The sequence below is a fragment of the Streptomyces sp. NBC_01450 genome (assembly GCF_036227505.1).
GTDB lineage: Bacteria > Actinomycetota > Actinomycetes > Streptomycetales > Streptomycetaceae > Streptomyces.
The window spans coordinates 1,772,017-1,797,138 of the sequence record NZ_CP109481.1; the positions used below are offsets into that span (position 1 = coordinate 1,772,017).

At 68.4% G+C, this 25,122-nt stretch carries 24 protein-coding genes; 12 read left to right on the plus strand and 12 right to left on the minus strand.

The annotated features are described in order from the left end of the window. The first annotated feature begins 418 nt into the window (after window positions 1–418). Window positions 419–1,006 (plus strand): TetR/AcrR family transcriptional regulator, encoded by a 588-nt coding sequence (locus tag OG568_RS56925; protein WP_329537836.1) that lies wholly within the window; start codon window positions 419–421, stop codon window positions 1,004–1,006. A gap of 1,128 nt (window positions 1,007–2,134) precedes the next feature. Here OG568_RS56925 and OG568_RS56930 read toward each other — a convergent pair. The 5 genes from OG568_RS56930 to OG568_RS56950 form a co-directional block, all read right to left on the minus strand. Then, a complete protein-coding gene (locus tag OG568_RS56930; protein ID WP_266434308.1) occupies window positions 2,135–2,551 on the minus strand; it encodes a hypothetical protein in 417 nt (138 codons plus the stop codon). A 48-nt stretch (window positions 2,552–2,599) separates the two neighbouring features. Next, entirely contained in the window at window positions 2,600–3,289 is a 690-nt protein-coding gene (locus tag OG568_RS56935; RefSeq protein WP_329537837.1) for a hypothetical protein, read from the minus strand. A 678-nt stretch (window positions 3,290–3,967) separates the two neighbouring features. Beyond that, the gene (locus OG568_RS56940) at window positions 3,968–4,246 is read right to left on the minus strand and encodes a hypothetical protein (protein ID WP_329537838.1); all 279 of its coding nucleotides are present in this window, start codon (window positions 4,244–4,246) and stop codon (window positions 3,968–3,970) included. A 260-nt stretch (window positions 4,247–4,506) separates the two neighbouring features. After that, the gene (locus OG568_RS56945) at window positions 4,507–5,580 is read right to left on the minus strand and encodes a sodium-dependent transporter (RefSeq protein ID WP_329537839.1); all 1,074 of its coding nucleotides are present in this window, start codon (window positions 5,578–5,580) and stop codon (window positions 4,507–4,509) included. Between the two features lie 521 nt (window positions 5,581–6,101). After that, entirely contained in the window at window positions 6,102–6,479 is a 378-nt protein-coding gene (locus OG568_RS56950; protein WP_329537840.1) for a MerR family transcriptional regulator, read from the minus strand. Between the two features lie 117 nt (window positions 6,480–6,596). Between OG568_RS56950 and OG568_RS56955 the strand changes: the two genes are divergently transcribed. After that, a complete protein-coding gene (locus OG568_RS56955; protein WP_329537841.1) occupies window positions 6,597–7,670 on the plus strand; it encodes an alkene reductase in 1,074 nt (357 codons plus the stop codon). Between the two features lie 195 nt (window positions 7,671–7,865). Here OG568_RS56955 and OG568_RS56960 read toward each other — a convergent pair whose 3' ends face one another. From OG568_RS56960 to OG568_RS56975, 4 genes are all read right to left on the minus strand, one after another. Next, window positions 7,866–8,978, minus strand: a complete 1,113-nt coding sequence (locus OG568_RS56960) for a ParB/RepB/Spo0J family partition protein (RefSeq protein WP_329537842.1) — start codon at window positions 8,976–8,978, stop codon at window positions 7,866–7,868. Beyond that, complete coding sequence (locus OG568_RS56965) at window positions 8,975–10,213, minus strand: ParA family protein (protein WP_329537843.1); 1,239 nt, start codon at window positions 10,211–10,213, stop codon at window positions 8,975–8,977. The genes OG568_RS56960 and OG568_RS56965 overlap by 4 nt, the downstream gene beginning before the upstream one ends. A gap of 357 nt (window positions 10,214–10,570) precedes the next feature. Further along, the gene (locus OG568_RS56970) at window positions 10,571–10,786 is read right to left on the minus strand and encodes a DUF6183 family protein (RefSeq protein ID WP_329537844.1); all 216 of its coding nucleotides are present in this window, start codon (window positions 10,784–10,786) and stop codon (window positions 10,571–10,573) included. A gap of 248 nt (window positions 10,787–11,034) precedes the next feature. Beyond that, the gene (locus OG568_RS56975; RefSeq protein WP_329537845.1) at window positions 11,035–11,238 is read right to left on the minus strand and encodes a hypothetical protein; all 204 of its coding nucleotides are present in this window, start codon (window positions 11,236–11,238) and stop codon (window positions 11,035–11,037) included. A gap of 621 nt (window positions 11,239–11,859) precedes the next feature. Between OG568_RS56975 and OG568_RS56980 the strand changes: the two genes are divergently transcribed. After that, window positions 11,860–13,044, plus strand: a complete 1,185-nt coding sequence (locus OG568_RS56980) for a serine hydrolase domain-containing protein (RefSeq protein ID WP_329537846.1) — start codon at window positions 11,860–11,862, stop codon at window positions 13,042–13,044. Between the two features lie 105 nt (window positions 13,045–13,149). Here the strand turns inward: OG568_RS56980 and OG568_RS56985 are convergent, their stop codons facing one another. The 3 genes from OG568_RS56985 to OG568_RS56995 form a co-directional block, all read right to left on the minus strand. Next, complete coding sequence (locus tag OG568_RS56985) at window positions 13,150–13,959, minus strand: hypothetical protein (protein WP_329537847.1); 810 nt, start codon at window positions 13,957–13,959, stop codon at window positions 13,150–13,152. A 590-nt stretch (window positions 13,960–14,549) separates the two neighbouring features. Further along, window positions 14,550–14,768, minus strand: coding sequence for a hypothetical protein (locus tag OG568_RS56990; protein ID WP_329537848.1), 219 nt, complete (start codon window positions 14,766–14,768; stop codon window positions 14,550–14,552). Between the two features lie 128 nt (window positions 14,769–14,896). Continuing rightward, window positions 14,897–15,475: an RNA polymerase sigma factor gene (locus tag OG568_RS56995; RefSeq protein ID WP_266434286.1), complete on the minus strand. Its 579-nt coding sequence runs from the start codon at window positions 15,473–15,475 to the stop codon at window positions 14,897–14,899. 141 nt (window positions 15,476–15,616) lie between these two features. On the opposite strand from OG568_RS56995, the gene OG568_RS57000 reads away from it, so the two are divergent. The 9 genes from OG568_RS57000 (at window position 15,617) to OG568_RS57040 (ending at window position 25,097) form a co-directional block, all read left to right on the plus strand. Next, entirely contained in the window at window positions 15,617–15,751 is a 135-nt protein-coding gene (locus tag OG568_RS57000) for a hypothetical protein (RefSeq protein ID WP_256258606.1), read from the plus strand. 835 nt (window positions 15,752–16,586) lie between these two features. Next, on the plus strand, window positions 16,587–17,606 hold the full coding sequence (locus tag OG568_RS57005) for a bifunctional DNA primase/polymerase (RefSeq protein WP_329537849.1): 1,020 nt from the start codon (window positions 16,587–16,589) through the stop codon (window positions 17,604–17,606). Next, window positions 17,603–19,132, plus strand: coding sequence for a DNA primase family protein (locus OG568_RS57010; RefSeq protein ID WP_266592823.1), 1,530 nt, complete (start codon window positions 17,603–17,605; stop codon window positions 19,130–19,132). The genes OG568_RS57005 and OG568_RS57010 overlap by 4 nt, the downstream gene beginning before the upstream one ends. A gap of 187 nt (window positions 19,133–19,319) precedes the next feature. After that, window positions 19,320–19,703, plus strand: coding sequence for a DUF6009 family protein (locus OG568_RS57015; RefSeq protein ID WP_266434275.1), 384 nt, complete (start codon window positions 19,320–19,322; stop codon window positions 19,701–19,703). A gap of 650 nt (window positions 19,704–20,353) precedes the next feature. Continuing rightward, entirely contained in the window at window positions 20,354–21,466 is a 1,113-nt protein-coding gene (locus tag OG568_RS57020; RefSeq protein ID WP_329537850.1) for a bifunctional DNA primase/polymerase, read from the plus strand. Next, window positions 21,463–22,962 (plus strand): DNA primase family protein, encoded by a 1,500-nt coding sequence (locus OG568_RS57025; RefSeq protein WP_329537851.1) that lies wholly within the window; start codon window positions 21,463–21,465, stop codon window positions 22,960–22,962. Before OG568_RS57020 ends, OG568_RS57025 begins: the two co-directional genes overlap by 4 nt. Next, complete coding sequence (locus OG568_RS57030; RefSeq protein ID WP_329537852.1) at window positions 22,959–23,360, plus strand: DUF6009 family protein; 402 nt, start codon at window positions 22,959–22,961, stop codon at window positions 23,358–23,360. The genes OG568_RS57025 and OG568_RS57030 overlap by 4 nt, the downstream gene beginning before the upstream one ends. A gap of 223 nt (window positions 23,361–23,583) precedes the next feature. Further along, complete coding sequence (locus tag OG568_RS57035) at window positions 23,584–24,453, plus strand: metallophosphoesterase family protein (protein ID WP_329537853.1); 870 nt, start codon at window positions 23,584–23,586, stop codon at window positions 24,451–24,453. Continuing rightward, the gene (locus OG568_RS57040; RefSeq protein ID WP_329537854.1) at window positions 24,447–25,097 is read left to right on the plus strand and encodes a 4'-phosphopantetheinyl transferase family protein; all 651 of its coding nucleotides are present in this window, start codon (window positions 24,447–24,449) and stop codon (window positions 25,095–25,097) included. The genes OG568_RS57035 and OG568_RS57040 overlap by 7 nt, the downstream gene beginning before the upstream one ends. The last annotated feature ends 25 nt before the right edge of the window (window positions 25,098–25,122 follow it).

Consider the following 25,122-nt stretch of genomic DNA (forward strand, 5'->3'; position numbering starts at 1 on the left):
CCGCGTCCCTGGTGGAGGGGCACGTTGAGTGAGCGGGGCGGCTTCGGAACAGCGCAGTCCGACCGCGCGGACCACAATCTGCTGGACGGTGTCGCCCCGTGTATCGGAGACGTGCACCCGCAGGCTCAGGAAGCTCGCACCGGGCAGTTCCGTGCCGGGGCCAGATCTTGCCGCCCTCGGACAGGAGGTCGTTGAAGGGGTCGACCAGCAGGACGGATGTGCGGCGGAGGTCATGGGCGGGGCACGGTTTCCACTCCAATCCAAATGACTGCCACCATCCACATGTTAGATCGCGCCCATCATCCTGAAAGTCAAACCCAAGCAGCTTTCCGCCCCATATCGGACGTGGGTGTATGATGAATGTCATCCAGTTGCGCGGCGTCCCCACAACGCCGCCCCCCGGAAGGCAGGCACGGACATGGGCCACTCACAGGCAGAGAAGGCGGCGACCCGCGCACGCGTCCTGCAACTCGCTTCACGCAAGGTCCGCACCGAAGGCGTCACCCGCCTCGGCATCGCGGAACTGATGAACGAGGCCGGACTCACCCACGGCGGCTTCTACAAGCACTTCGCCTCACGCGACGACCTGATCGCCCAGGCCGCAGCCGTCGCACTGGCCGAGGGCACAGCAAAAATGGAACGCGCCGCGAACAAGAACGAGCAGGACGCACGCGCCGGCCTCATCGACGCCTACCTCACCAAACGACACCGGGACGCACCGGCCACCGGCTGCGCACTCGTCTCCCTCGGCGCCTCCGCAGGACGCAACGACTCAGACTTCAAGGACGCCTACGAGCAACAGGTCCACGCCTACCTGGAACTCATCGAAGGCCTCGACGACTCCGACGACACCCGCGCCGAAGCCATGCTCACCCTCAGCGCACTCGTCGGCGCCCTGCTCATCTCCCGGGCCGTCGCCGACAACAACCTCTCCGACGAACTACTGCAGACCGTCGCCAAGCGCCTGAAGCAACGCGGACCACAGGCCTCACCGACCCTCACCTGACCACACCCGCAGGCCCGCTCCCACGCCCAGCCACTCTCCACCACCAGCCTGCGCCAGCCCAGGGGCCCGAACCAGCCGTGCTCAGCTCTCATGTGTGAAGGTGCGCCGCGGTCCAGGCTGGCCGACTGCGGGAGCGGGAACCCCTCGACCAGCTTGCGGACCGGGTCTCTGAGGGCCGGCTGACCGCTTTCCTGGATTCCGGCCTCGCTCCGCCACTGGGCGCCGCCCAGAAGCCGTTGCCGTCGCCGCGCGGCAGGACCAGGTCGTGGACGGTGCCGTCCGGTGCGGTGAGCGTGGGCTTTCCGGCAACGGTGCCGTGGCGCCACCGGTCCGGTGCGGCCGGGGGCTTCCACGGCGGGGGCGGTGCGCCGGGTGCCCGGGTCCGTCCATGGTCGTGTCCGCCGGGCCGTCGACGGAGGTTCGGGCCGAGGACCGCACACGTCATGTGGGCCGTCGCCGGGAGCCGATCGGCTCAGTCGCGGGGTCGCAATCGGCCGTTGATTCACGCGGCAGCACATCATGGGTCGGCGACAGCCCACGCTGTCCATGAATCTATATCTGACGGTCCATCATTTTCTTCGTCAGGAACGATTCTCCGCTCAGGGCCTTTCTCTGGGTATGGCGCTCCAATTGGCCAGAGGCCGCTGTGCTGAGCCCGTTTCAGCGGTCACAGTGAGCTGCTCGCACACCGGCCCCGACCGCAGCAGGGACGCGTAGGCCGTCGAGGAGCAGATCCAGGCCCCGGTGAGTGTCTGCGTCCCGATAGCTCACTCGAGGCAACGGGCGGGCCAGTCGAGACATCTAGACATCTAGACATCTAGACGACGAGCTCGTGGAGTCCGAAGGTCTCCCTTGCTTCCGGCTCCGCGTGCTCGGCCGGGCGGGACATGATGAACAGCAGGACCGCGTGAAACAGTGAGCGGCGATCAGCGCGAGACCGTCGGCCTGGCGGAAGGGCAGGACTGTGACGAGTGCCTGGGCCAGAGCGCGACGCACGTCCATGCGTGACCTAGAAGGAGCACTTCGAGATGATGATCGGGGCCGAGCCTGGGTATAGTGCAAGCAGTACCTCTTACTCAGGCACAGGGGCCCCGCCGATGCATCGGCGGGGCCCCTGTATTTGTGCTGTCAGGCCACCTGCAGGTTGGGGCGTCCTTCCGCGGGAGGCACTGAGGCGTAGGCGGGCAGCTTGAGGTTGGGCAGCTCGCCGGCCTTGATGTTCACGATGGCCTGCCGGAATGAGGTCTCCATGGCCTCGGGACTCTCGTACTTGGCTGCGAGGGGGTGCAGCCGGTAGGAGTTGCCCTTGCCGCCGTCCTCGTTCTTCGGGCGCAGCACGATGTTGAGGTCGCACAGCGGGGCGATGAGGTTGCTGATGGCCTGGGGGGTGACGCGGTATTCCCTGGCCATGTCCTTCTGCTTTATGGGCAGGTGGCCGCCGAAGTTTGACCGGTAGAGAAGGTAGTTGAGGAACTTCACCGAGGATCCGGAGATCGGGAGCGCCCAGATGCGCTCGGAGACGACCGGAGACAGCACCTCAGCCATCGGTATCCCTTTCTCGTCGTGTGCAGCGGGTTGGTTGGTGGATGTGTATCACCCGGTGCGTTTTCCTCTGTTGTAGTTCGTCTGCTGGGTGAAACCGAGGTCCAGCTCCTCCTGGTGCAGGTCGGGTCCGATGGCGTTGGGGAAGGCCTCCGGGTCGCGGTCGTGCTGGGCGGCGATCTGTTCGAGGACGGCGTGCTGGGCGGTGCTGTTCCCATGGAACCAGAGTTTCACGTTCAGCTGGATGACGCCGTTGCCGAGCTGCTCGACCCACTTGTAGCCGACCAGGGCCCGGACGGCGCGGTTCACCGTGGAGCGGGTGATGCGCTTGCCGTCCTTTTTCTCGGCGAGCCTGTTGAGGCCGTCGGTGATCTCCTGCTGGGTGTACTGGGCGACTCCAGTGCCCCGCTCCTGGCCGCCGGCGACGTACAGGAACACGCAGAGCTGGGACTTGGTGATGGAATTGGCGACGGCCAGCTGTGCCAGGAGCTGCGTGAACCAGTTGCTCGCCAGGCTGTAGCCGGCATCGCCCGCCATGTCGTGCACGGCCCGGTGGTCAGGCTCGTACTCGAAGGTGACGTTCTTGAGCCTGCGACGGTCGCGTGGGTCGGTGCTCGGGGTGCTTTGGCCAAGCTGCTCGCCCAGAACCTGCAACAGGTCGTCGAAGCCGAGGTCCTCAGATGCTCCGCTGGGGACAACTCGTGGTCGTGGGCTCCGGGGTGTTGGTGGATCAGATGTCACAGGACCTCCTTCATTACTCAGGCGATCCTGAGACTAGCCCAAAAATCAACTAGAGCTTGTCTTTTGCTGCGTCGGCGTGCCGACGAGCCCTCTGCGGACACCACCCGTGCCGGGCGCGCTCCAAAAATCAACTGGGCATGGATCTTCAGGGCGCCCAGGCCCAAGAACTCAAGCAGTACTTGATTTCCAGTGCCGCAATGGCAGCACATTTCATGTGCCTGAGGCCTTCCGACACCGCCCTTGGACCCCCCTCGGCCCCACCCTGCACAACGCCCTGACCTGCGACGTTCCTCTCCACCACCAGGGGACTCAGAAATCAAGCAGTAGTTGATTTCCAAGCCCGAATGTGCGCGCCAGGTTGACATTCCGAGGTCGGAAATGTGCCCCCCAGAGCACTGACTACAGTCTAAAAGCGCAGGTCAGAGGCCTAATTTCGCTGACGCTTCTTATTAAAGAGCCCACAAGTACAGCCCCCTTGCCCAGCTCCTGGGCCCAGCCCCGCATCACAGCCTTGAGCCTGTAAATATCCCATAACTGCATCGAATACCTCGTACAACCCTATACAACCCCATCATGGACAGCGACCCACGAAAGCCAACCACCACGGCGGATCACATACGGACTCAGGAACGGAGGCCACCGGCACCACCCACTCATCTCAACCACGCCATCTGCGTTTCAGGCCGTCACTACGCAGTTGCCGCAGCCGTTCTGATTCCTCGGTACCTCCACCTGACGTGATCGCAGGTGGTGATGAGGTCGCGATCGATGGCCGACGCGGTCCCAGTACCGGAAGGCGCTGACCATGGTCAGTTGGGCGGCGTCATCCAGGATGCCGGGTTCGGCCTCCTGCCAGATGAGATGCCGACGCACCATCGGCTCGTAGTGGCGGAAGAACTCTTCGAAGCCCGCCGGGCCGTATTGCGCAGTGCTTGCGGGGGGCTGACGCCACGTCAACACCGGGCAGCATCCGCTGGCTCGGCAACTACCACGGCGTGGCCGCCGCGAGCGCGGCGATCCATCCGATCTGGACCGACACCCGCACCCGCGACACACAGATCTTCACAACCGCGCTGCGCTGGACCGTTGGGACGCGCGTGCCGAGAGTGCTCAACAGGATCCCCACCCCCGATCTTTGCCGACGCTTCCGAAGAACCTACGAACGAAACGCCGTCATCGAGCTGGTTGTGTGTCAACTATCACGTGGAATAGGCAGTTCAAGAACTCGCAGTGCCTGCCTGGTGCCGAGGCCGTGCCCGTACGACCCGGTTCGCGGCCGTTTTCTGCAGCAGGCCGTAGGCGAGGACCGGCAGGAGCAGGTGTGGTTTGTCGGGGAGCGTGGCGGTGATCAGCACGGCGCCGGCGCTGCTGTTGTTCATTCCGCAGGCGAGCGTGAGCGACGAGGCGGCGGGCGGCTCCAGCCGCAACAGGCGGGCAGCGCAGCGGCCCAGTACGAATGAGAGCAGGCAGACCAGTGCCGCCACGGCCAGTGCCGCACCGAACAGTAGGGGCCTCGGGCGGGTGAGGAAAGACCCCAGGGCGCCGCTGGCGTTGACGTACGTCAGGACGAGTGAGCCGGCCAGGGCTACCGGCACGACGACACCCAGCACGCGGCTCAGCCATGACGGAGGCAGAGCGAGCCGAAAGAGGATGCCCGCCGCGCAGGGCAGGACCACGCCGACGAGGGTAAAGCCGCCGCGGACGCTGTGATCGCTCACGGCCAACGACCGCGCGTAGCCGCCGCTGAGCAGCGGCGTCAGGAGCCGGATCACCAGCGGGACGGTGAGGGGGCTCAGGAGGGTGGAGGCGAGCACGAGCCCCACCATCGTCGGCTGGTCGCCGTCGCCTTTGCCGGTCCACACCGTGGCCCCTGCCGCTACGGGCATCGCCACGATCAGGATCATCGCGGTGACCAGGCCGCTGCCGCCATCGGCGTCGGGCGACCAGTGCAGCAGGAACGCGACGAACGGGATGACCAGCAGCGGGATCGCCAGGTGCAGCACGAGCCCCGCCAGCAGGGCACTCGGGCGCCGCAGCACCCGGCCCAGCGCACGGACGGGAACCTGGAGCCCGACCGAGAACAGCACCAGCGAGAGCAGGAACGGGGTGCTGGACAGCGGCAGGCGGAACGGCGTACCGAGCGGCAGGGTGTGTGCCTGGCGCAGCCATAGTCCGGGCCCGGGCAGGAGCAGGGCGCCGACGTAGGACAAGACGACCGCGCGGCCCAGCCGGCGCCGTAGCCAGGCGGTCGCGCGGTCAGTGGGCCGGGTGGTGGTGATCGGGGTATGCAAGGCGGTCTACTTCCGTCGCGGGGGCGGGGGCGGGACGGAATGCCGCTATGCGAAGAAGGTGTGCGCAGGTGTGCATGGCGCCATGCTGCTGGTGCGGGACCGGTGAGGCGAGTCGTACCGCGCGGCAGTCAGGATGCGTTCAGGCACCCGGTACGCCGCGATCGGCTACCTCGCGCCCCTCCCCCTCGGACGGGACTGGCGTCGCTTGCGGTAGCGCGCGGGCTGCCACGGCGGGTTCGGCTTGCCTCCGGGGTACTGCCACGTTCGGCGACGGCGCTGCGGCGACTTCGGACGCGGGTACAGGGCCGCTCGCTGGCCCGGGCGGCAGGCGTCGGCCTGTCGTACGAGAGCCTGTCCGAGGACGTCGCCGAAGCGATCGGGACGCGGCGGCCCGGCCGCTCGTAACCGCATACGGGTGCGGCCCGGTCTGACCTACAGGTCGGGCCCGCTCTCGCCCGGCAACCTCTGTGGCTGCGTGCTTCCCAAAGGAACCAGTGCCGGCCTACGCGCCCCTCCCCCAGTCAGCCGACCGCAGCCTTTCCCAGCTGTTCGCGGTGCGCCCGGGCCGTGGCCATCAGCCCGTCGAGCGTGTCCCTGGTCCGCACGAGGTCGGCGATGTGTGTGGAGAGCCGCTCGCGCTCCATTGCCATCCGCTCCAGCGCAGAGTCGGAGTTTTCCTCGCTGGGCGCGTCGACGCAGGGCAGCAGCTCGGTGATGGTGCGGCTGGACAGGCCGGCGGCGTACAACCGCTGGATGAATGCCACCCGTTCGACCTCGTTCTCCGTGTAGTGCCGCTGCCCGCTCGGGCTACGGGTACTGGTGAGCAGCCCCTGCTCCTCGTAGTAGCGCACGGACCGGACGCTGACTCCGGCGCGTGACGCGAGCTCCCCGATCCTCACAGAGCCTCCCCCGCTGAGTTCTGCGTCACAGACCCTTGCCTCTGACGTCAGTGTGAGGTTTTAGCGTAGCCGCCGTGCCCGAGGTGCGGGCACGGCGGAGCGCGAAGGAGTCCTGACATGACGACCCTCTTCACCAGCTACCGGCTCGGCGGCCTCATGCTGCCCAACCGGATGGTCATGGCCCCGATGACCCGGGTGCGGGCCGCCGCCGGTGGCCTGGCGACGTCGTCGATGGCGACCTACTATGCCCAGCGGGCCACAGCCGGGCTGATAGTGAGCGAGGGGGTGCAGCCGAGCGCGATCGGGCAGTCCAACCCCGGTACACCGGGACTGCACACCGATGAGCAGGTCGAGGCATGGCGCCCCGTGACCGCCGCCGTCCACGCCAACGGCGGCCGGATCTTCGCTCAGCTCATGCACGGCGGCCGGGTCTCCCATTCCGACACCACCGGCCTGCAGCCGGTCGGGCCCTCAGCCGTCCCCGCCGTCGGCGACGTGTTCACCCCGACCGGACTCCAGCCCGCTCCGACGCCGCGCGCGCTGGACACCGCCGAAGTGCCCGAGCATGCGCGGTCGTACGGCGATGCCGCACGCCGTGCCGTCGACGCGGGCTTCGACGGTGTGGAACTCCACGGCGCCAACGGCTACCTGATCTCGCAGTTCCTCTCGTCCAACGCCAACCTGCGCACGGACCGCTACGGAGGCCCGATCGCCAACCGGATCAGGTTCGCCGTCGAGGCCGTCGCCGCCACCGTCGAGGCCGTCGGCGGGGACAGGACCGGCATCCGCTTCTCACCGGGCGGGACCTTCTGGGGAGTTCAGGAGACCGACGTCCGGGAGCTCTACACCGCGCTACTGGCCGAACTGGCCCCCCTCGGGCTGGCCTATGTGCACCTCGAGGCCACTGCCGACGAAGAAGTGCTCGTCGCCCTGCGACGAGCGTGGCCGGGCGCCCTCATCATGAACCCCGTCCTTCCGATGGGACCGAAGCAGACCAGCCGGGACGACGCCGACCACTGGCTCGATCTGGGCGCCGATCTCATCAGCTTCGGCCGCGCCTTCCTCGCCAACCCCGACCTGGTCGAGCGGCTGCGGGGCGGACTTCCGATCGCCCCCGTCGACGAGGCCACGTATTACCAGGGTGGTGACGCGGGCTACCTGACCTACTCGGCCCACCAGTACGCGGGTTGATTCCGAGCCGCGGCGAACGAGCGAAATCGAGCGAGGCGGGACAGCACGGGCATGTCGCTGGTTCGCACCGCTCTCCAAGGTGGACCGCTATTACGCCGTAATAGATGCGGTGGGTGATCGGGACCGCCGGCTGCGCCTGAAGAAGGATCGGGTCCCCTGCCTCAATGTGGCAGGGGACCCGACGGTCCTTCCCGGTCAGAGAGCCGCATCAGCGCCGTTGGATGCGGCCAACTGGTCGTGGTACCCGTTCAACAGCGCCAGCATCTTCTGGAACTCGGTGGGGCTCATCTTGCGGATCAGGTGGTGGGCGAGGAAGACCCCGTCCTCATAAGGCAGTCGGGGCGGCTTACGGCTTCCGGTATCCGGCTGCTCCGCGACAGCCGGGCTGTCGTTGGTGCGCGGTTCGGGCACAGTCTCCGCGGACTTCCCGGTCCGCTCCCCCGACGAAGACACCTCCGGATCCGGGCTGTCCTCCTGCGTCTCCGGCTCCTCTATTACGTCGTAATAGGCGGCGGCGGTCGCAGAGGGCCGAGTGTCGGTGTCGGCCGCCTGCTCCTGCGGCTCCGCCTTCTTCCGCTTCTGATCTGCCCTCTCGGCGCCCTCGCCGGCTCGCCGCTCCTTGAGCTCTTCCAGGGCCGACTGTTGTTGTTCAGCAGGCTTCTTACCCACGGCGCGCAGCAGGTCGATGGGTTCCTGGCCGATGCGTGCTTGGAGTTCGGGGGTGAGGGTGAGCAGGGCGAGGCGCTGCGACACCCAGCCCTGGGAGCGGTGCAGGCGCTTGGCCAGGGCGGTCTGGGTGCCGTGGATGGCCAGCAGACGTTCCAGGGCTCGGGCCTCGTCCAGTTCCTCGAGGTCCTGGCGGTGGATGTTGGCGACCAGCGCTGACTCGAGGAGTTCGTCGACTGTGGTGCCCTGGTCGTCGCTGACCATCACCTTGATGGTGGCAAGGCCGGCTTCTCGGGCGGCCGCGAGCCGGCTACTGCCGTCGATGACGACGTGGGTGGTGTCCGGCTCGAGGTCATCTTCGTCGACCGGGTTGACCTTGGTGTAGGCGTCACGGTTCATGACCGTGATGGCCACTTTCTGCCCGTGCGTCTTGAGGCTGCCTGCGAGGTCGGTGAGGTCTCCGAGGCTGGAGCGGGGGTTGTCCGGGTTGAGGCTGATGCGGTGGACCGGGAGTTCAGTCGGCGCGGCGATGCCTTCGGTGGGTACGCCGGTGGCGGCGGCAACGGCCTGTCGGCGCGCGCTGACGCCTCGGGCCTGGCCGCCGCCGAAGCGTCCGGCGCCGAGTTGGTCGGCCTTGCTCATGAGATCTCCCTGGCCAGCGCGCGCATGCCGATCGCCTGCTGTGATTTGGGGGCGTAGGACAGCAGGGGCTGCTTCATGCGGACGGCCTCCTTCTGTTCCTTGAGGTCTCCGATGAGTCCGACGACCCGCGGATCCTTTATGTCGACCCATCCCTGGAGGGAGGAGGTGGCGATGTAGCCGCGGCGGCCGTCGTAGAGATTGACGACGATGCCGAGGTAGTCGATGTCGATCTGCAGGTCGCCGCGGAGGTCGTCGATCTGGTTGGTGAGGAGTTCATAGGCGTCGGCTGAGCTGTCCTCGGCCTGCACGACGATCAGGGCGCCGGACTGGCCGGGCTTTTCGTCGGCGCGGCGGCGGCCGTAGTAGGCGGCGGCGTCCATGCTGAGCCCGAGGCTGGGCGGGCAGTCGACGAGGATGACGTCGTAGTCGGCTTCGAGCGGGGCAAGTGCCCGCTCGAGGGCGGCTTCCCGGGCGCGTACCGCGGACAGGCGTACGTCGAGCAGGAACGCGTCGTTGCAGGCGGGCAGGAGGTGGAGGCGATCGCCGAAGTTCTCGTCGTCGATGGAGACGATGAGGTCGCGCAGGTCGCCCTTGGGGTCGCCGGCCATGTGGTTGGTGAGGCTGTCACCGTTCATCGGCAGCGGCGCGGCACCCAGTTGGTTGGTGAGGTGGCACTGCGGGTCGAAGTCGACGAGCAGGACGCGCAGCCCGAGGCCGGGAAGGTCTTCGACGTCGAGAGGGCTGTCGGTGTTCTCGCCTGCGGCGGCGGCGAGTTGTTTGGCGATGCGGACGCGGTGCAGGGTGCCGGGGTCTTCGGCCAGGGCTTCGCCGGTGCCTGCGGTGATGGCGGTCTTGCCGACGCCACCCTTCTGGTTGCAGACGATGATGCGGCGTGTGATCGCGGGGCGTTCGATGTCCGGGGCCGGGTTGGAGTCGAGCCACAGCTTCACGGACTGGGCGAGGCCTTGGATGAGGGAGACGCGGCGGTCGGCGACGACGCTGCGAAATTCCTCCCACTGGCCTTCGGGGAGGAAGGTAGAGAAGGAATCGGCGCCCGCAGTGTCGACGCCGGCCGGTGCTGATGCCAAGTTGCACCAGTCGCTGATGCCCTGTTCGACGGCGGCCTGGATTTCGATGCCGCGCTGGGCGGCTCTGATTTTGAGGTCCTGCCGGAGCCATCCCGGCAGTTTGGAGACGACCTTCTCGCGGTCGCTGGAGGTGGCTGGCGAGGTCATGGTGGACACCTTACTAACGTTCTTGATCGTTCGTGTCATCGACACGTTAGTTAGGCAGACTTGTTATGACTGAGCCGCCCGCGGGAGCCCGCTCGGCTATTACGCCGTAATAGCCGACGAGACGTCTGGTAGTGGGCCGGTGGACCCCAACTGACCCTTTTGCTCCGTCTCACCGGGTCCGGCGAAGCCGCGCTGGCGCTGGCGCTGGCTCACGCGGAGATCTCCGGCACATGGACGGATCCCCCGGGCGCGGGCGGGTCTTCCTCCGGCCTCCGCAGTGCTCCGCCCTCGTTCGGCCCCGCCCCGCTTGCCGCGATTCCCGGGCAGTTCTCCCCCGCCACTCCCCCTGAGGCACCCTCAGCAACCGACGCTCGTGGCTTCGTCAGCCGGAGTCCAGTCGGTGTCCGTCGCCGCCGGCACGGCAATCCGGCGGCAGTCGGGGGAGAGGGCCGCTATGCCGTAGTCGGCGTCGATGTCGTTGTGGAACCAGTCCGCATAGGCCTCGAGGCGGAACCATGTGCTCTGCCGCACCTGGCGCTCCACCTCTTCCGCGCTCACGCCGGGGGTGAACACGGGGCGGTTCCGCAGCGGGACGAGCAGCCGCCGCGGGGCACAACTATTACGGCGTAATAGAGGAGCCGCTCCGCGCAGGGTGTGTTCCGGCGAAGGCATCGCTGTCGCGGCTGTCCAAGACTGGCGTCGAGCTATTACGCCGTAATAGGGCTCGGACGGTACCCGTGCCCTTCCCCAAGCGGTCCGAGCGGCGCGTCTCGACGACGGCTGAACGCCGACTCAGTCAAGCGGCGTGACAGCCGCCGCGGTCACGGCAAATGAGCTCCATGCCGGGTGCTCGGGGTGAGCCAGGCGGCGAAGGTGACTGCCTCCCGCTCGGGCAGTAGGTCGACCGGGGCACAGGTCTCGCAATCGACCAGTACGGGGCCGCAGCTGTTGTGCTCCTTGCGCAGGGCGAACTCGTCGAGCCCGAGCACCCGGGGCGTCGCCGCGAACGGGTCCGGCAGCGCCATGACCAGGGCCAGCAGAGTTGAGTGGCCTTGGTCGGCCGGGCCGGCGAGCGCTTGGCCGGGCGGCTCCCGGTACCGGTCAGCCGGAAGACAGCGCAGCGGCGTGTGTCGCCCTCGTGCGCCTCGCGAACTATTACGCCGTAATAACTGGCGCCCTTGACGTTCGATGCAGCGGACGCAGAGGAGAAGGGAGCTGTCGGGTCCGAGGCGTCCTCCGGAGTGCCGGGCGCGAGGATCGTCCGACGCACTACGGAAGTGCTTCTGCCAGGTTGCCGCTGCGGCCGCGCACCGACTCGGACGACGTGCTGACGTCGAGCTATTACGCCGTAATAGGGCTCGGCCGGTACTCGGCCCTTTCCCCAGCAGTCCACAAGCGGTGGTGTGGTGTCTCCGCGGACCTGGGGGAGTCTCACTACTTCTGGAGCACGGTGGCTGCGTCTGTCCCGTCTCGCTGAGCCTGGATGAGTCTCACCGAGCTGAGTGGGACGGCTTCCAATCGTCACCCTGGCCATCGCGCTCGGCGACATGCCAGAGGCGTGGCGGCCCGCGCTGGGGATATCCCCCCTCCCGATCCTGGGGGAGGCCGGATCGCGCCCCGCTGGGGGGCGAATCTAGCGTTCGGCCATGACTTCGACTCTGCGAAGGCACCTCGCCGTAGCACTGGGTGTCGCCACGCTGCTCGCCGCCGAGGTGGCCACCGCCGTCGCCCAGCCCGCCGGTCCCTCTCCCGTCGAGCGGTTGCGCCAGGACACCGAGGCGATCCACGCCCTCGGTATCAGCGGTGTGCAGGCCCGCGTGATCGCGCCTGACGGTCGGCAGTCGGTCGCCACCAGCGGCGCCGCCGACCTGAACACCGGCCGCCCGGTCCCTTCTGACGGCTACTTCCGCATGGCCAGTACGTCCAAGACGCTGGTCGCCACGGTGGTCCTCCAACTGGAGGCCGAGGGCAGGCTGTCCGTGGCCGACACGGTCGACCACTGGCTGCCGGGAGTGGTGCGAGGCAACGGCAACGACGGCAGCCGGATCACCATCCGCCAACTGCTCCAGCACACCAGCGGCATCCACGACGACCTGCCCGGATACACCACGCCGGAGGAGTACTACCAGCAGCGGTACGACGTCTACGGCCCCGAGCGGCTGGTTGCCCGCGCCATGGCCCACGCGCCGGACTTCCCGCCCGGCGAGGGCTGGGAGTACTCCAACACCGGCTACGTCCTGCTCGGCATGATCATCCAGAAGGCCACCGGTCACCCCGCCCACGAGGAGATCGAAGACCGCGTCCTGCACCCGCTCGGCCTCGACCAGACCCGGTGGATGGGCACCTCGCCCACCCTGCCCCGGCCGCACGCCAAGGCCTACCAGCTCTTCGGACCCGGTTCCGTGGTGGACGTCACCGACCAGATATCGGTGGACTCCGAGATCCTGTCGTTCGTCACGACCACACGGGACGAGAACGGCCTCTTCCGCGCGCTGCTCGCGGGCCGCCTGCTACCGGCGCGACAGCTGGCCGAGATGAAGCAGACCGTCCCCGTGAGCGCGGAGGTCCAACAGCTGTGGCCCGGCGGCCGATACGGGCTCGGTCTGGTCGAACGCCCCCTGAGCTGTGGAGGAACCTACTGGAGCCACGAGGGCGGGGACGGCGGCTACATCACCCACAACGGCGTCACCGACGACGGCAGGCGAAGCGCCGTGGTCTCCATGTCCGAGGCACGCGGCGACACCCCGGAGCACATCCTGGGCCAGGAGAACGCGGCCAGTGCCCTGATCGACCACGCACTGTGCGCTGCCCCTCTTCGTCAAGAGCATTAGCACCACCGACCAGGCCGAGGCGCTCCCGTTGCCGAGAGGCACGCGCTCAGCCTTCGCCGCAAGGTGGGGGAGTGGAGCCGACCATGGCGCCGCCGCACAGTCGGTTCAGTCCGAACACACCGCGACCGCTGCGGCATAGGCCAGCTGAGCGTCTTCCGTCCTCGCCGCACGGAGCGCCGTTTCCCGCTCGACTCGCTGAAGAGCTCGTACCGTGGCGTTGAGGTAGGTACCGAGACTGACCTTCTGGGTCGGTGTCTGGCAGTTGGGAAGAACAGCGGCGACTTCGTCCAGCCAGTCGTTGACTTCGCTGTCCGGGACGAAATCATCGCGGTGTTCGAGAAGGCGGCGCGCAACGGGGAGCAAGAGCTCGTGCCGCCGCCGCGCGGCCTCTTCAGCACGACGCTGAGCGGCAGCACGCTCCGCGATCCGGCGCTCGGCCTTCACGACGGCCTCGGGGGTGCGGCGCACCGGTTGGCCTTCGCTCTCATCATCGTTGAGCGTGAGCGCTTTGAGCCGTTTGGACTTGTTGTACGCCGCGCTCGGTCCGCCGACGGCGAGAGGGGGCGCCAAGTCGGCCCACTCGACACCGGCGGCCCGGGCCGCTTCGATCGCTTTGATCTGATGGATCTCGGCCTGCTCGCGGACGTACTCCCAGAGCAGGACTCTCTTGAGGGCGGCTGCACGTCGTGCGTCTTCATCCGCCCTGCCAAGTGCTGAGGCGTGCGTCTCGGTGTAGAGCAGTGCGCCGAACAGTTCGTCGTCTGCGGGCATCCTCCCGATGTCGGGATCCTCGGCCTTCTCGTGCAGGTCCCGCAGTTCACCGACAATCGCTGCGGTGTCCAGGGTGCCGATCCGGATGGGCCTTCTGAGCAGGGGACTTGTGCGCTTTGGCGCCCTGCGCGGTTTCGTCGCCATGTCTGAGATTGTGCCTGCCGGAGCCGATTCACATTTTGTGAATCCCGCTTGGCGACGACTTTCCGACTCCTGTGGTCGGGTGAGCATGGACGTTGGCCTGCTGGGGCTTTCGGCGTTCCATGGCCTCATCGCTCCTCACAACGGGCTGGCTCTTCACCGCGGGCAGGCCTATGACGTCTCCGCCTGAAGTGCGGAGCGACTGACTGCGTCGGCAGCGCCGGCATGGCACTCCAGGCGCGGGCCAGAACGGCATGCACGTACTGGCGGCAGAGCACGTCGCCTGTCGTTCCACCAGGGCGTGTTCCCGGCTGGCGGCTTCCGTCCATGGGACCGGATGATGCGGTGCGCCCTCCCGCCAAGCATCTGTGCTTGGCGGGAGGGCGCACCGATGGTGAGTGACCTGCCCAGCCCCCGAGGCGGTGCAGATCCAGCTCTACGGGCGGGCCCCCGTGCCGTCCGTACAGCTGCATGCGGTCTTGCGGAACGTGCCCGACAGGCGGGCAGAGATGAACAGCACCGTGACCGAGGTGCTGGCTGTTCGGCTCGGCTGTGGGCTGACGAGGGTGCCGAAAGGCTTCATCGGCGGCCCGTCACCAGACGATCGAGCCGGTGTGCAGTCCGGTCTCGTTCCGTGTCGCCGATTCGTCCCCGCTGACGCCTGCTTCGGCCTGGTCCGCGGCCTCCGACAGCGCGCGATACACCACGTCCCAGCCAGGGGCCCCGTGTGGAGAGTCCTCGACGAGCTGCTCTCCCTCCCGCAAGTAGGCCAGCATCCTCTCGTGAGGAGAGGAGTGCTTCTCGTGCTCCATTTGCATCCCCTTTTCCGTGTCTCGATTCTTCGTCTGTGGGAAGCGCTCCCTTCGTGTCTGGAGCGGTAGGTCCCGAGTCGGGGCCACGGGTTTCGCCTCTCGCGACCACCGTGGCCCCGAGAGGCGAGCTACTGCTCTGCGTGCGGTTCGGATATGCGCTTGGCCTTGGTCTCCGCCTTCTCCAAATCCCTGGAGACGGTCGCGGACGAGACCTTCAGCAACGCTGCGATCTCGATGCCCTTCAGGCCCCAGACGTGGGTCAGTTCCCAGACCGTCGCCTGCCGCTCGTCACGGATCGCGGCCTTCACCGCGGCCAGCAGCTCGAGGTATTCCAAGCCCGAGGTGATGTCGTACGGAGCGGTGGTGTCCGGCCATGGCCTGCCGCCCTCCGGGAGCTCGTCCGAGGGCCGTTCCAGCTGGGCGCGCATCCGTCCCAGTTCCGAGAGGAACTTGTTGCGGGCCACGACCGTCGCGAATACGATGACCGGCTTCTTGAACACGGTGCCCCTGCGAAATTCCTGGATCACCGCGAGACAGGCTTCCTGGGTGACGTCGTGGGCCAGGTGGTAGTCACGCGTCATCCGCATCACCACCGCCAGAAGCCGCGGATGGACCTCCTTCAGTACCTCGCTCAGCTTCGCCTCCTTTTCACGGGACAGCCGGTCTCGTGGCCGCGCGGGACCCGCTCCTCCTGAGTTGGTTGCCATGGGCCGTCCTTCCACCGGACTCAGGCGGGGATGGACCCCGCAGAGGTTGGTTGGTAGTAGGACGCACAAGCGGCCAACTTCTTTCATCCGCCGCGAGGTTGACGGCGCAAAAAATCCCGCAGCACGGCCGTCCTGACAGGCATGGACACTCGAACCGCGCTTGCTCTGGCACTCGGCGCACTGGCCGTCTACGCCGCATACCGCAATCCCGAACTCGGCACTGCGATCGGCGTGGGCGTCATCGTCGTGACCCTGCTCCTGGCGTTCCTGAAGTAGGACCATGGGCCTGCCCGACGTCCGCCTGGCTGTCGGCACGGGATGCTACGACGCTGGCCGTGTCCTCTTCAGTCCCTGGCTCTTCAGTCCCTTTCAGTCCCTGCCCTTCAGTCCCTGGAAAAAGTGCAGGTCAAACGGGTATGAGGCCTGGTTCAGGGACTCAAGGGACTCAAGTTTGTAATTATGAGCCAGTCCTGTGTGCGGGTACGCGCGGGCGCATCTGTTCCTCTACAGGTAGCTACAGGTAGCTAGCTAGCTGATAATTGGGGATTTCAGTCCCTACAGTCCCTTGCGAGTAGGTCATTGGCCCTCTGACCTGCGAGAATGCTCAGGGACTGAAGCGAGGGACCAAAGGGCTGCGGGAGGCGGCTCCGTCCCTGTCGGCCCGTGGCGGGCCGCCGGCAAGCCGCCTGGAGGCCCTGTCCGGTGGTAAGTCCGGCGTGGTTCACGCCCGCACTCGGGCTCCAGTCCCTGGCGCCTGGAAGGGCGCGTCACAGCTGGTTGTGCGAATTACGGCCCCTCCAGTCACTCACAATTCGGGCATTGCTCTCATAGCTTCTGTCGCGAGGCGACTCAAGGGACCGTAGGGACTGGAAGGCTGATAAGCCGCCACGCGGGGGAGCTGCCTCCCGCTGTCAGTCTTGGGTCCTAGACTCTCTTCCGAAACACAGTCCCTACAGTCCCTTGAGTCCCTCACCCCGGCACGTGGTCACCGCACTGGCCGGGCCTGACAGGGACCGAAGGGACGAGAACTTCGAAGAAGGACAGACACGTGCTCGGCCCCAGCGCGAGGAGAGTGCCAGCAGGCCTTGCGAGGCCTGCAGCACCGCATGCCGTGGCGCGGTGGTGTGCCGAGCAGGGCTGGCCTGTCCATCCGCTTGCGCCGGGCCGCAAGACGCCCGCAGGGAACTGTGCAGCCTGCAAGGACCAGCACCACCAGCCGGCTGACTGCGCCTGTCTTCCCGCCGGGCGCCCGTGCCATGGTTTCCACGCCGCGACGACCAATGCCGCGCGCATCGACGCCTGGTGGTCCGGTACCGCGTCCTGGGGCGTCGGCGTCGCCTGCGGGGGAGCCGACCTGATCGTCATCGATATCGACGCGCACTCTGCGCCGGTCCCTGACCGCAACCGCCTTCTGCCCGGCATCGCCATCCACGACTCCGTCGACCTGCAGGGGCTGGCGTCCGGCTTCGACACCCTCGCGCTGCTGGCGGCACTGCGTCGGCAGCCCAGCCCCGCCGACGACGCCAGCACCCTGCGCGTGCGCACCCCGTCCGGTGGCCTGCACGTCTGGTACCGAAACCCCCACCCAGCCACCCGGTTCCGCTGCTCGACCGGATCCAGCTCCAAGGTCGCCCTGGCGTGGCAGGTCGACGTACGGGCCGACGGCGGCTACATCGTCGCGCCCACCACCCGCACCACCCAGGGGACGTATCTGCGTGAAGGGCCGACCCGACTGCCCGCGCCCTTGCCCGAATGGCTCGGCGAAGAACTCGTGAGGACCGGCCACGTGATCCAGCGCCCAACGGTCCGTCCCCGACCCAAGGTCGCCCGCACCCGCCGTCCCCGAACCGCTGCCGACGGGTACCGGGTCCTGGACCCCTTGCTCCTCGACGTCGCCGAGTGCGCGGCCACGCGTGAAGGCGCGGCCTTCACGGAGAAGCTCAACAAGGCCGCCTACACCGCCGGAGGACTCACGGCAGCCGGGCATCTCGACGAACACACCGCGCGGACCCTGCTACTCCAGGCTGCCGAAGCCGCGCGGCCTTGGCAGAGTGCCCGCAACGAACGCATCGTCGACGACGCCCTCGCCGCCGGGTCCGCCCGCCCGCTCCACCTCGAAGGACGTTCATGAGCAGCGCCGAAACCCCGCGCTTCGACGCCACCGCCGCCGCTCAGCAGATGCTGGACCTCGAACAGGCATCCTCTCCGCCTGCGGCCCTACCCGCCCAGGCCAACGCCTCCCCGGCCACCCCGTCCTGGGCGCAGCCGGCCCCCTTGCCCGGCACGCTCACCGACCGCGGCAACGCCAAGCTGTTCGTCAAGCTCTACCGCGATCAGTTCCGCCATGTCGAAGGCCTGGGCTGGTTCTCCTGGGACGGCTACCGCTGGAAGCGCACCGGCGGCGAGAAAGCCGCCCTGTGGGCCGCCGGAGAGATGGCCGAGGACATGCCCGACACCGACCCCAACGGACTCTTCAGCGACCGCGAGCTCCACCACCACAAGAAGCGCACCCTGTCCACCACCGGGATGAAGGCGCTCCTCACCCAGGCCAAGGCCTCCCCAGACCTCTCCGTCGACCCCGACACCCTCGACGGCGACCCCTACGCCCTGTGCACTCCCGCCGGTGTCGTCGACCTGAACACCGGCCTGCTGCGCAAGCCCGACCCCACTCGCGACTTCCACTCCCGCGCGACCAGCGTCGCCCCCCAGCAGACCGGGACCCCGCGCTGGCACCGCTTCCTGCACGACACCTTCGGCGACGACGCCGAAGGCCAGGAAATGATCGACTTCCTGCACCTGCTGCTCGGCTACTCCATCACCGGCGACGTCGGCGCACAGGTCCTGCCCTTCCTCCACGGCCACGGCAAGAACGGCAAGAGCGTCCTCCTCGACACCATGATCCAGATCCTGGGCGACTACGCCGACGCGGCCCCGCCCGGCTTCCTCATGGACCGCGGCGCGTTCTCCGAGCACTCCACCGAACTCACCGAACTCCACGGCCGCCGCCTCATCGTCTGCAGCGAACTCAAGCCCAACGACAAGTTCGACGAAGCCCGCGTCCGGCTCCTGACCGGCGGAGACAAGATCAAAGCCCGCCGTATGCGGCAGGATTACTTCTCCTTCAGCCCCACCCACCACCTGTGGCTACTCGGCAACCACCGCCCCGAAGTGTCCACCGGCGGCTTCGCGTTCTGGCGCCGCATCCGCCTGCTGCCCTTCGAACGCACCGTCCCCGACCACCGCAAGATCGACAACCTGGCCTTCGAACTCGTCCGCGACGAAGGCCCTGGCATCCTGCAGTGGCTCATCGAGGGCGCCCGCCGCTACCTCACCACCCGCGACAACCTCGAAGGCCCCGACCGCGTTCGCATCGCCACCACCGCGTACGCCAACACCGAAGACCACATCGGCCGCTTCCTCACCGAATGCTGCAGCCGCGACCTCGAGGCCCAGCCCGACCTGCGCGTCGAACAAGGCCTCCTCTACACCGCCTACGCCTCCTGGTGCAGCAGCGGCGAAGGCATCCGCCCCGCCGGCACCCGCGCGTTTGCCACCCGCGTGCGGCAGGAAGTCGGGCTCGCCTCACCCGCCGACATGATCAAATCGAACGGCCGCAAGTACTACCCCGGCCTGGCCCTGCTGGACACACCCTCATGAACCAACCCCCGCACCATCACAGCGAACCGCGCCACAGCCGCGCGCGTCAGGGCACCCGGATGCCCCTACCCGCTCCCACCGGCCCGCCCTACCATGAAGTCGCTGGGGCAGACTCACCAACAGGCGGCACACCACACCACGAGGCGGACCGTCGTCCGACCTGGCACACCAAGGAGGGCAACCAGCTATGAGCTCGCTACTGACCGAGGGCGATCTCACCCACGAGGCACACGTCGTGTGGCTGGAAGACCCCGACAAGCTCGACTACGTCCGCCAGGCCCTGGACAAAACCCCCCGCCGCCGCAACAAACCCCGCTACGCCCGCGACGGCCGCATGGTCGGCTACGCCGAACTCGACGACCACGCCGAAGCCGACCCGGACAGCGGCCTGTACCGCCGCCGCGTCTTTTTCCTCCTCCCGCACGACCGCGACGCCCAACCCGAAGGCCTCTACCAAGAAGGCGCCCCCGGCGAAGCCGTGGACCCGCGCACTATCGAGGTCAGGAAGGTGGGCGAGAAGACCCCGCGCTCGCAAAGAGGACCGGCAGCCATAACAGGCTCCCACTCCTAGACCGGCCTCCACTCCTGGCGCCGGACTTTTCTCGCCATGTCACTGAGGCGAGGTCGTCAGGCCGCGTCACTGAGGCGAGGTCGTCAGGACGTCCGGCCGAGTGTCCCCAGAGCATGGCTGGAGAGTCGCTTGAGTCGCTGTCCAGTAGCGCTCAGACCGGCCGGGGAAGTTCCGCTGGAGAGTCGCTTGAGTCGCTGGCGTGGATCCGGGCGTGGGTGCTTTCGCGGAGCGCGCGGCCTGCGGCAGCGACTGGGAGACAGTGACGGGACGCGCGGTCGGTCGCTCTTGACTGCCGGGACAAAACCACAGGTCGGAGTGGGTGTTCAAGGCCAGTCAGCGACTGAAGCGACTCAGCGTACGGATATATGGGGGAGTGGGATGTGCTCTGTGTGGGCGCCTGGGAGCGATATATGGGGACCATGAGTCGCTTCAGTCGCTGCCCGGCCCCACTCAGGGGCTCTGACCTGCTTCTACGCTGAGTGCTTGAGGAAGCGACGCAAGCAAACCCGGTCGCTGGGCCGCTTCGTGAGTCGCTCGCATCCCTGCTGACGTGTTCTGGCTCAGTTCCTTCGGGTGCCTCGTTCTGCCACCTCCGTTTCGCTAGTCTGTTCCAGTCGTTCAGTCGCTTGGGTCGCTGATGGGGGATGCGCATGGCTTCTGAGCTGCCTTTTTTATGCAGCGACTCACGCGAGACGGGTGCCCGGCCGTCAGGCATTCCACGTTCACTGGCGACCGCCCGATGGTGCGCCGGTCGGGGCTGGCCGGTTCATCCCCTTGCCCCGGGCCGCAAGACGCCGGCAGGCAACTGTGCGTCCTGCCGGGAAGCCGGGCACACTTACGTGGCATGCGGCTGCCCCGCCGCGGGCCGCTGGTGCCATGGATTCCGTGCCGCGACGCTGGACTCGACCAGGATCGAGCAGTGGTGGGGTGCGCACCCGGGCCTCGGTGTGGGAGTCGCCTGCGGCCCCGCAGGTCTGGTGATCATCGACGTCGACGCCCACGAGAGGCAGTTGCCCGACCGGAACCGGTTGCTGCCCGGCATCGGGATCGCCGACGGAGTCGACCTGACCGGACTTGCCGATGGGTTCCACACGATCGGTCTGCTGGCCGCCCTGCGGGGCGCCACCAGTCCCGCCGATGACGAGACGACCCTGCGCGTACGCACCCCGTCCGGGGGCCTTCACGTGTGGTACCGGGCCCCTCATGGGCAGCAGTGGCAGTGTTCCACCGGGTCGAGCGGCACCCGTGCGCTGGCCTGGCAGGTCGACGTACGAGCATGCGGTGGGTACATCGTCGCCCCGGGCACACTGACCGAGGCCGGGCCGTACGAGCCCGTGGGTGCCGTACGTGAGCCCGCTCCGCTGCCGGCCTGGCTCGCCCGGGAGCTGGAGCGCACCGGCCACCTGCCGCCCGCGCACGTGCCCACGCCCCGGCCGGTGCCGCCCCGCGCCCGGCAGGCCGTCATCGCCGCGGGAGGCGGTCGTGGTGCCGTCGGCCGGGCCCTGGCCACGCTGCTCGCCGAAGTGGCCGACTGCGCCGCCGTACCCGAAGGCGCGGCGTTCTCCGAGAAGCTGAACCGCGCCGCCTACACCGCCGGGGGTCTTGTGGCCGCCGGGCACCTGTCGGCGGACGAGGCGGAACGGGTCCTGACGGAGTCGGCCGAGCACGCCCGCCCCGGGCAGGAGCGGCGCTACGGGGCCATCATCCGCAGTGGCCTGGGCGCCGGCCGACTGCGTCCGTTGTCCCCGGGAGGCCGAATATGACCTTCGGCCACGACGGCACCCTCTTCGACGCCCAGGCCGTCGCCGCGCAGATCCTCGCCCAGTCCGTGCCGCGCCCCCGCCAGGACCAGGGAGCGTCCAAAGCGGGGGAGGCCACCGCCGACGGGCTGTTGCCCGACACCCTCAGCGACCGCGGCAACGCCAAACTGTTCGTCAAGCTCTACTCCAACGACTACCGGCACGTGCCCGGGCTCGGCTGGTTCCGCTGGGACAGCACCCGCTGGCAGGTCGACGAGGACGACACCGTGATGTGGGCTGCCGGAGACCTGGCGGAGTCCCTGGCGAGCACCGACCCGCGTGGCGTGTTCACGCCCGCCGCGCTGCAGCAGCACCGCCGCCGCGCGCTCAGCACCAGCGGCATGAACGCGATGCTCGCCCAGGCCAGATCCGCGCCCGGCATGGTGCTCCACGCGGCACGTCTGGACGCCGATCCGTACGCGCTGTGCACGCCGGCCGGCATCGTCGACCTGCGCACCGGACTGATCCGCACGCCCGACCCGACCAAGGACTTCCACTCCCGCTCCACCACCGCGGCCCCCCGGTCGATGCCCACCCCGCGCTGGGACCGGTTCCTCGCCGACACCTTCGGCGACGGGCCCAAGGGCGCGGAGATGATCGACTTCCTGCACCTGCTGCTGGGGTACTCCATCACCGGCGACGTCGGCGCACAGGTCATGCCGTTCCTGTTCGGCTCCGGCCGCAACGGCAAGTCGGTGCTGCTGGATGTCCTGATGAAGCTGGTGGGAGACTATGCCGATGCCGCGCCGCCCGGGTTCCTGATGGCCCGTCCCTATGAGGGGCATCCGACCGACCTGGCCGAACTGCACGGCCGACGCGTCATCGTGTGCAGCGAGGTCAAGCCGGGGGACCGGTTCGACGAGGCCCGCGTGAAGCTGCTGACCGGCGGCGACCGGATCAAGGCGCGCCGTATGCGTCAGGACTTCTTCAGCTTCGAACCCACTCACAAGCTCTGGCTGCTGGGCAACCACCGGCCCGAAGTCGGCACCGGCGGCTTCGCGTTCTGGCGGCGCATGCGGCTGATTCCGTTCGAGCGGGTCGTCCCTGACGACCGCAAGATCGACAACCTGGCGGACATCCTCGTCACCGAGGAGGGCGACGGGATCCTCAACTGGCTGATCCTCGGCGCCCGTCGCTATCTGAGCGGAGACAAGATCCTCACCGGGCCGGAACGTGTCCGGATCGCCACCACGGCCTACGCGGAGACCGAGGACCACACGGGAAGATTCCTCGGCGAATCCTGCCGGCTGGAGGGCGATCTCAGGGCGGAACAGACGCAGCTCTACGCGGCCTATAAGGCGTGGTGCCAGAATGAGGGGGCCCCGGCCATCTCGTCACGCGCCTTCGCGACCCGGGTCCGCGAAGTGGTGGGACTGGCGTCGCCCAAGGAGATGATCCTGTCCAACCAGCGTAAGTACTACCCGGGCATCGGACTGGTCGCCGACGAGGAGACAGCATGAGCGCCCTCATCGCCGAGAACGAGCTCGTCCACGAGTCCGACTTGGTCTGGCTCGAGGACATCAGCACGCTCGACTACGTACGCCAGAGCCTGGACCGGCTGCCGACCCGCCGCGGCCGGCCCGCCTACCACCGTGACGGCCGCATGGTCGGCTACGCGCTGCTGGGACCCGGCGCCAAGCCGTCCCGCTCCTCGGGCACCTTCCGCCGCCGGGTGTTCTGGCTGCTTCCGCACGACCGCGACACCGCACCCGAGGGCCTGTACGCGACCGGGGTGCCCGCCGAGGCCGTCGACCCGCGTACGCTCGCGCCGGGCAGCAAGGGGCGCAAGACCGAGCGGTCGGAGGGCGGGCTGTCGCCCTCGGCGACGCGGGAGCTGGGGATCGCGCCGCCGCTGTAGCGGCGGCAGGTGCGGGAGGTGCTCGGCGAGGACACCGCATGTGGCTAGTGCCGCGGCAGGCAACGTTTGCCCGTCAAGGAGCGGCGTCCGGTGCGGCGAGAGGGCGTGCCGGACGCCGCGACGGGGCGAACGTTGCCTGCCGCGGCACTAGGGGGCGGTAGGGGCTACCACCCCCCTCGTCGGTCCGGCACGCTGGCTGCGCGGACGACGAGAGGACGAACCGGTGCGGCGGACAGCGGGAAGTCTCCTTGCCATCAGCGACCTGCACGTGGCCTACGCGGAGAACCGCGAGATCGTCGCCGCGCTGCGGCCCGAGACCGACGACGACTGGCTCCTGGTCGCGGGAGACGTCGGTGAGATGTCCGACGACATCGCCTGGGCGCTGAGCACCCTCGCCGCGCGCTTCGCCAAGGTCGTCTGGGCGCCCGGCAACCACGAGTTGTGGACGCCGCGCTCCGACCCGCTGCAACTGCGCGGCGTCGAGCGCTATGAGCACCTGGTGCGGCTGTGCCGGAGCCTGGGCGTGGTGACGCCCGAGGACCCCTACCCCGTCTGGCCGGGCCCGCACGGACCCGTGACCGTGGCACCGCTCTTCCTGCTGTACGACTACACGTTCCGTACCGCCGCCGGCAGCAGCCGGGAGGCGGCGCTCGCGGACGCGTACGACAAGGGGGTGGTCTGCTCCGACGAGTTCTTCCTGCACCCCGACCCCTACGAGAGCCGGCAGGCCTGGTGCGAGGCCCGGGTGGGGCAGACCGAGGCGCGGCTGGCAGCGCTGGATCCGCAGCAGCCCCTGGTGCTGGTCAACCACTATCCGCTCGTGCGTGAGCCGACGCGGGTGCTGTACCACCCCGAGTTCGCCCTGTGGTGCGGCACGCGACGCACCGCCGACTGGCACCGGCGGTTCCCGGTCGCCGCCATGGTCTACGGGCATCTGCACATTCCCCGGTCCACCGTGTACGACGGTGTGCCCTTCGAGGAGGTGTCGGTCGGCTACCCGCGGGAGTGGCAAAGACCCGGGCACCGCCGCACGGTGCCACCGCGGCGCATCCTCTCCGGTGCCATGGCGGCGCGCGGGAGGACGAGTTGCTGAGCCGGCTGCTGCCGGACGCCGTCGCCGTCGTCGAGTCGTTCGGTGACCCCCCGGACGCGGAGCTGTATCCGGCCGAGGCCGCCCTGATCCGTGACGCCGTGACCAAGCGCCGCGACGAGTTCACGACGGTCCGCCACTGTGCCCGCCGCGCCCTGAGCGGCCTCGGGCTGGCGCCGGTGCCGGTGCTGCCCGACCGGTACGGCGCCCCGCAGTGGCCCGACGGCGTGGTCGGCAGCCTCACCCACTGCGACGGCTACCGGGCAGCGGCCCTCACGCACGCCGGTGAGCTGATGATGCTCGGCATCGACGCCGAACCGCACGCGCCCCTGCCCGACGGCGTCCTGGGGGCCATCGCGCTCCCCGCCGAACAGGCCTGGATACGGTCCGCGCCGCCCCACGTGCACTGGGGCCGGCTCCTCTTCAGCGCCAAGGAGTCCGTCTACAAGGCGTGGTACCCGTACACCGGGGCACGGCTCGGGTTCGAGGACGCGGAGCTCCGCTTCGAGCCGTCCGGCACCTTCACGGCCCTGCTGACGACTGCCGTCGCGCCCTCGCTGCCCGACCGGCTCTCGGGCCGCTGGCTGATCGGGCAGGGGCTCATCGTCACGACGGTCGCCGTGCCCCGGGGCCCGGACCGGCCGTGACCGTCGTTCGCGGCGGGCCGGGGCG

What these genes read in the sequence shown, in the direction of transcription:
- OG568_RS56925 (WP_329537836.1), top strand. Translation starts at nt 419, where the DNA reads ATGGGCCACTCACAGGCAGAGAAGGCGGCGACCCGCGCACGCGTCCTG.
- OG568_RS56930 (WP_266434308.1), bottom strand. Translation starts at nt 2,551, where the DNA reads ATGGCTGAGGTGCTGTCTCCGGTCGTCTCCGAGCGCATCTGGGCGCTC.
- OG568_RS56955 (WP_329537841.1), top strand. Translation starts at nt 6,597, where the DNA reads ATGACGACCCTCTTCACCAGCTACCGGCTCGGCGGCCTCATGCTGCCC.
- OG568_RS56960 (WP_329537842.1), bottom strand. Translation starts at nt 8,978, where the DNA reads ATGAGCAAGGCCGACCAACTCGGCGCCGGACGCTTCGGCGGCGGCCAG.
- OG568_RS56965 (WP_329537843.1), bottom strand. Translation starts at nt 10,213, where the DNA reads ATGACCTCGCCAGCCACCTCCAGCGACCGCGAGAAGGTCGTCTCCAAA.
- OG568_RS56975 (WP_329537845.1), bottom strand. Translation starts at nt 11,238, where the DNA reads ATGGCGCTGCCGGACCCGTTCGCGGCGACGCCCCGGGTGCTCGGGCTC.
- OG568_RS56980 (WP_329537846.1), top strand. Translation starts at nt 11,860, where the DNA reads ATGACTTCGACTCTGCGAAGGCACCTCGCCGTAGCACTGGGTGTCGCC.
- OG568_RS56985 (WP_329537847.1), bottom strand. Translation starts at nt 13,959, where the DNA reads ATGGCGACGAAACCGCGCAGGGCGCCAAAGCGCACAAGTCCCCTGCTC.
- OG568_RS56990 (WP_329537848.1), bottom strand. Translation starts at nt 14,768, where the DNA reads ATGGAGCACGAGAAGCACTCCTCTCCTCACGAGAGGATGCTGGCCTAC.
- OG568_RS56995 (WP_266434286.1), bottom strand. Translation starts at nt 15,475, where the DNA reads ATGGCAACCAACTCAGGAGGAGCGGGTCCCGCGCGGCCACGAGACCGG.
- OG568_RS57000 (WP_256258606.1), top strand. Translation starts at nt 15,617, where the DNA reads ATGGACACTCGAACCGCGCTTGCTCTGGCACTCGGCGCACTGGCCGTC.
- OG568_RS57010 (WP_266592823.1), top strand. Translation starts at nt 17,603, where the DNA reads ATGAGCAGCGCCGAAACCCCGCGCTTCGACGCCACCGCCGCCGCTCAG.
- OG568_RS57015 (WP_266434275.1), top strand. Translation starts at nt 19,320, where the DNA reads ATGAGCTCGCTACTGACCGAGGGCGATCTCACCCACGAGGCACACGTC.
- OG568_RS57020 (WP_329537850.1), top strand. Translation starts at nt 20,354, where the DNA reads ATGGCTTCTGAGCTGCCTTTTTTATGCAGCGACTCACGCGAGACGGGT.
- OG568_RS57025 (WP_329537851.1), top strand. Translation starts at nt 21,463, where the DNA reads ATGACCTTCGGCCACGACGGCACCCTCTTCGACGCCCAGGCCGTCGCC.
- OG568_RS57030 (WP_329537852.1), top strand. Translation starts at nt 22,959, where the DNA reads ATGAGCGCCCTCATCGCCGAGAACGAGCTCGTCCACGAGTCCGACTTG.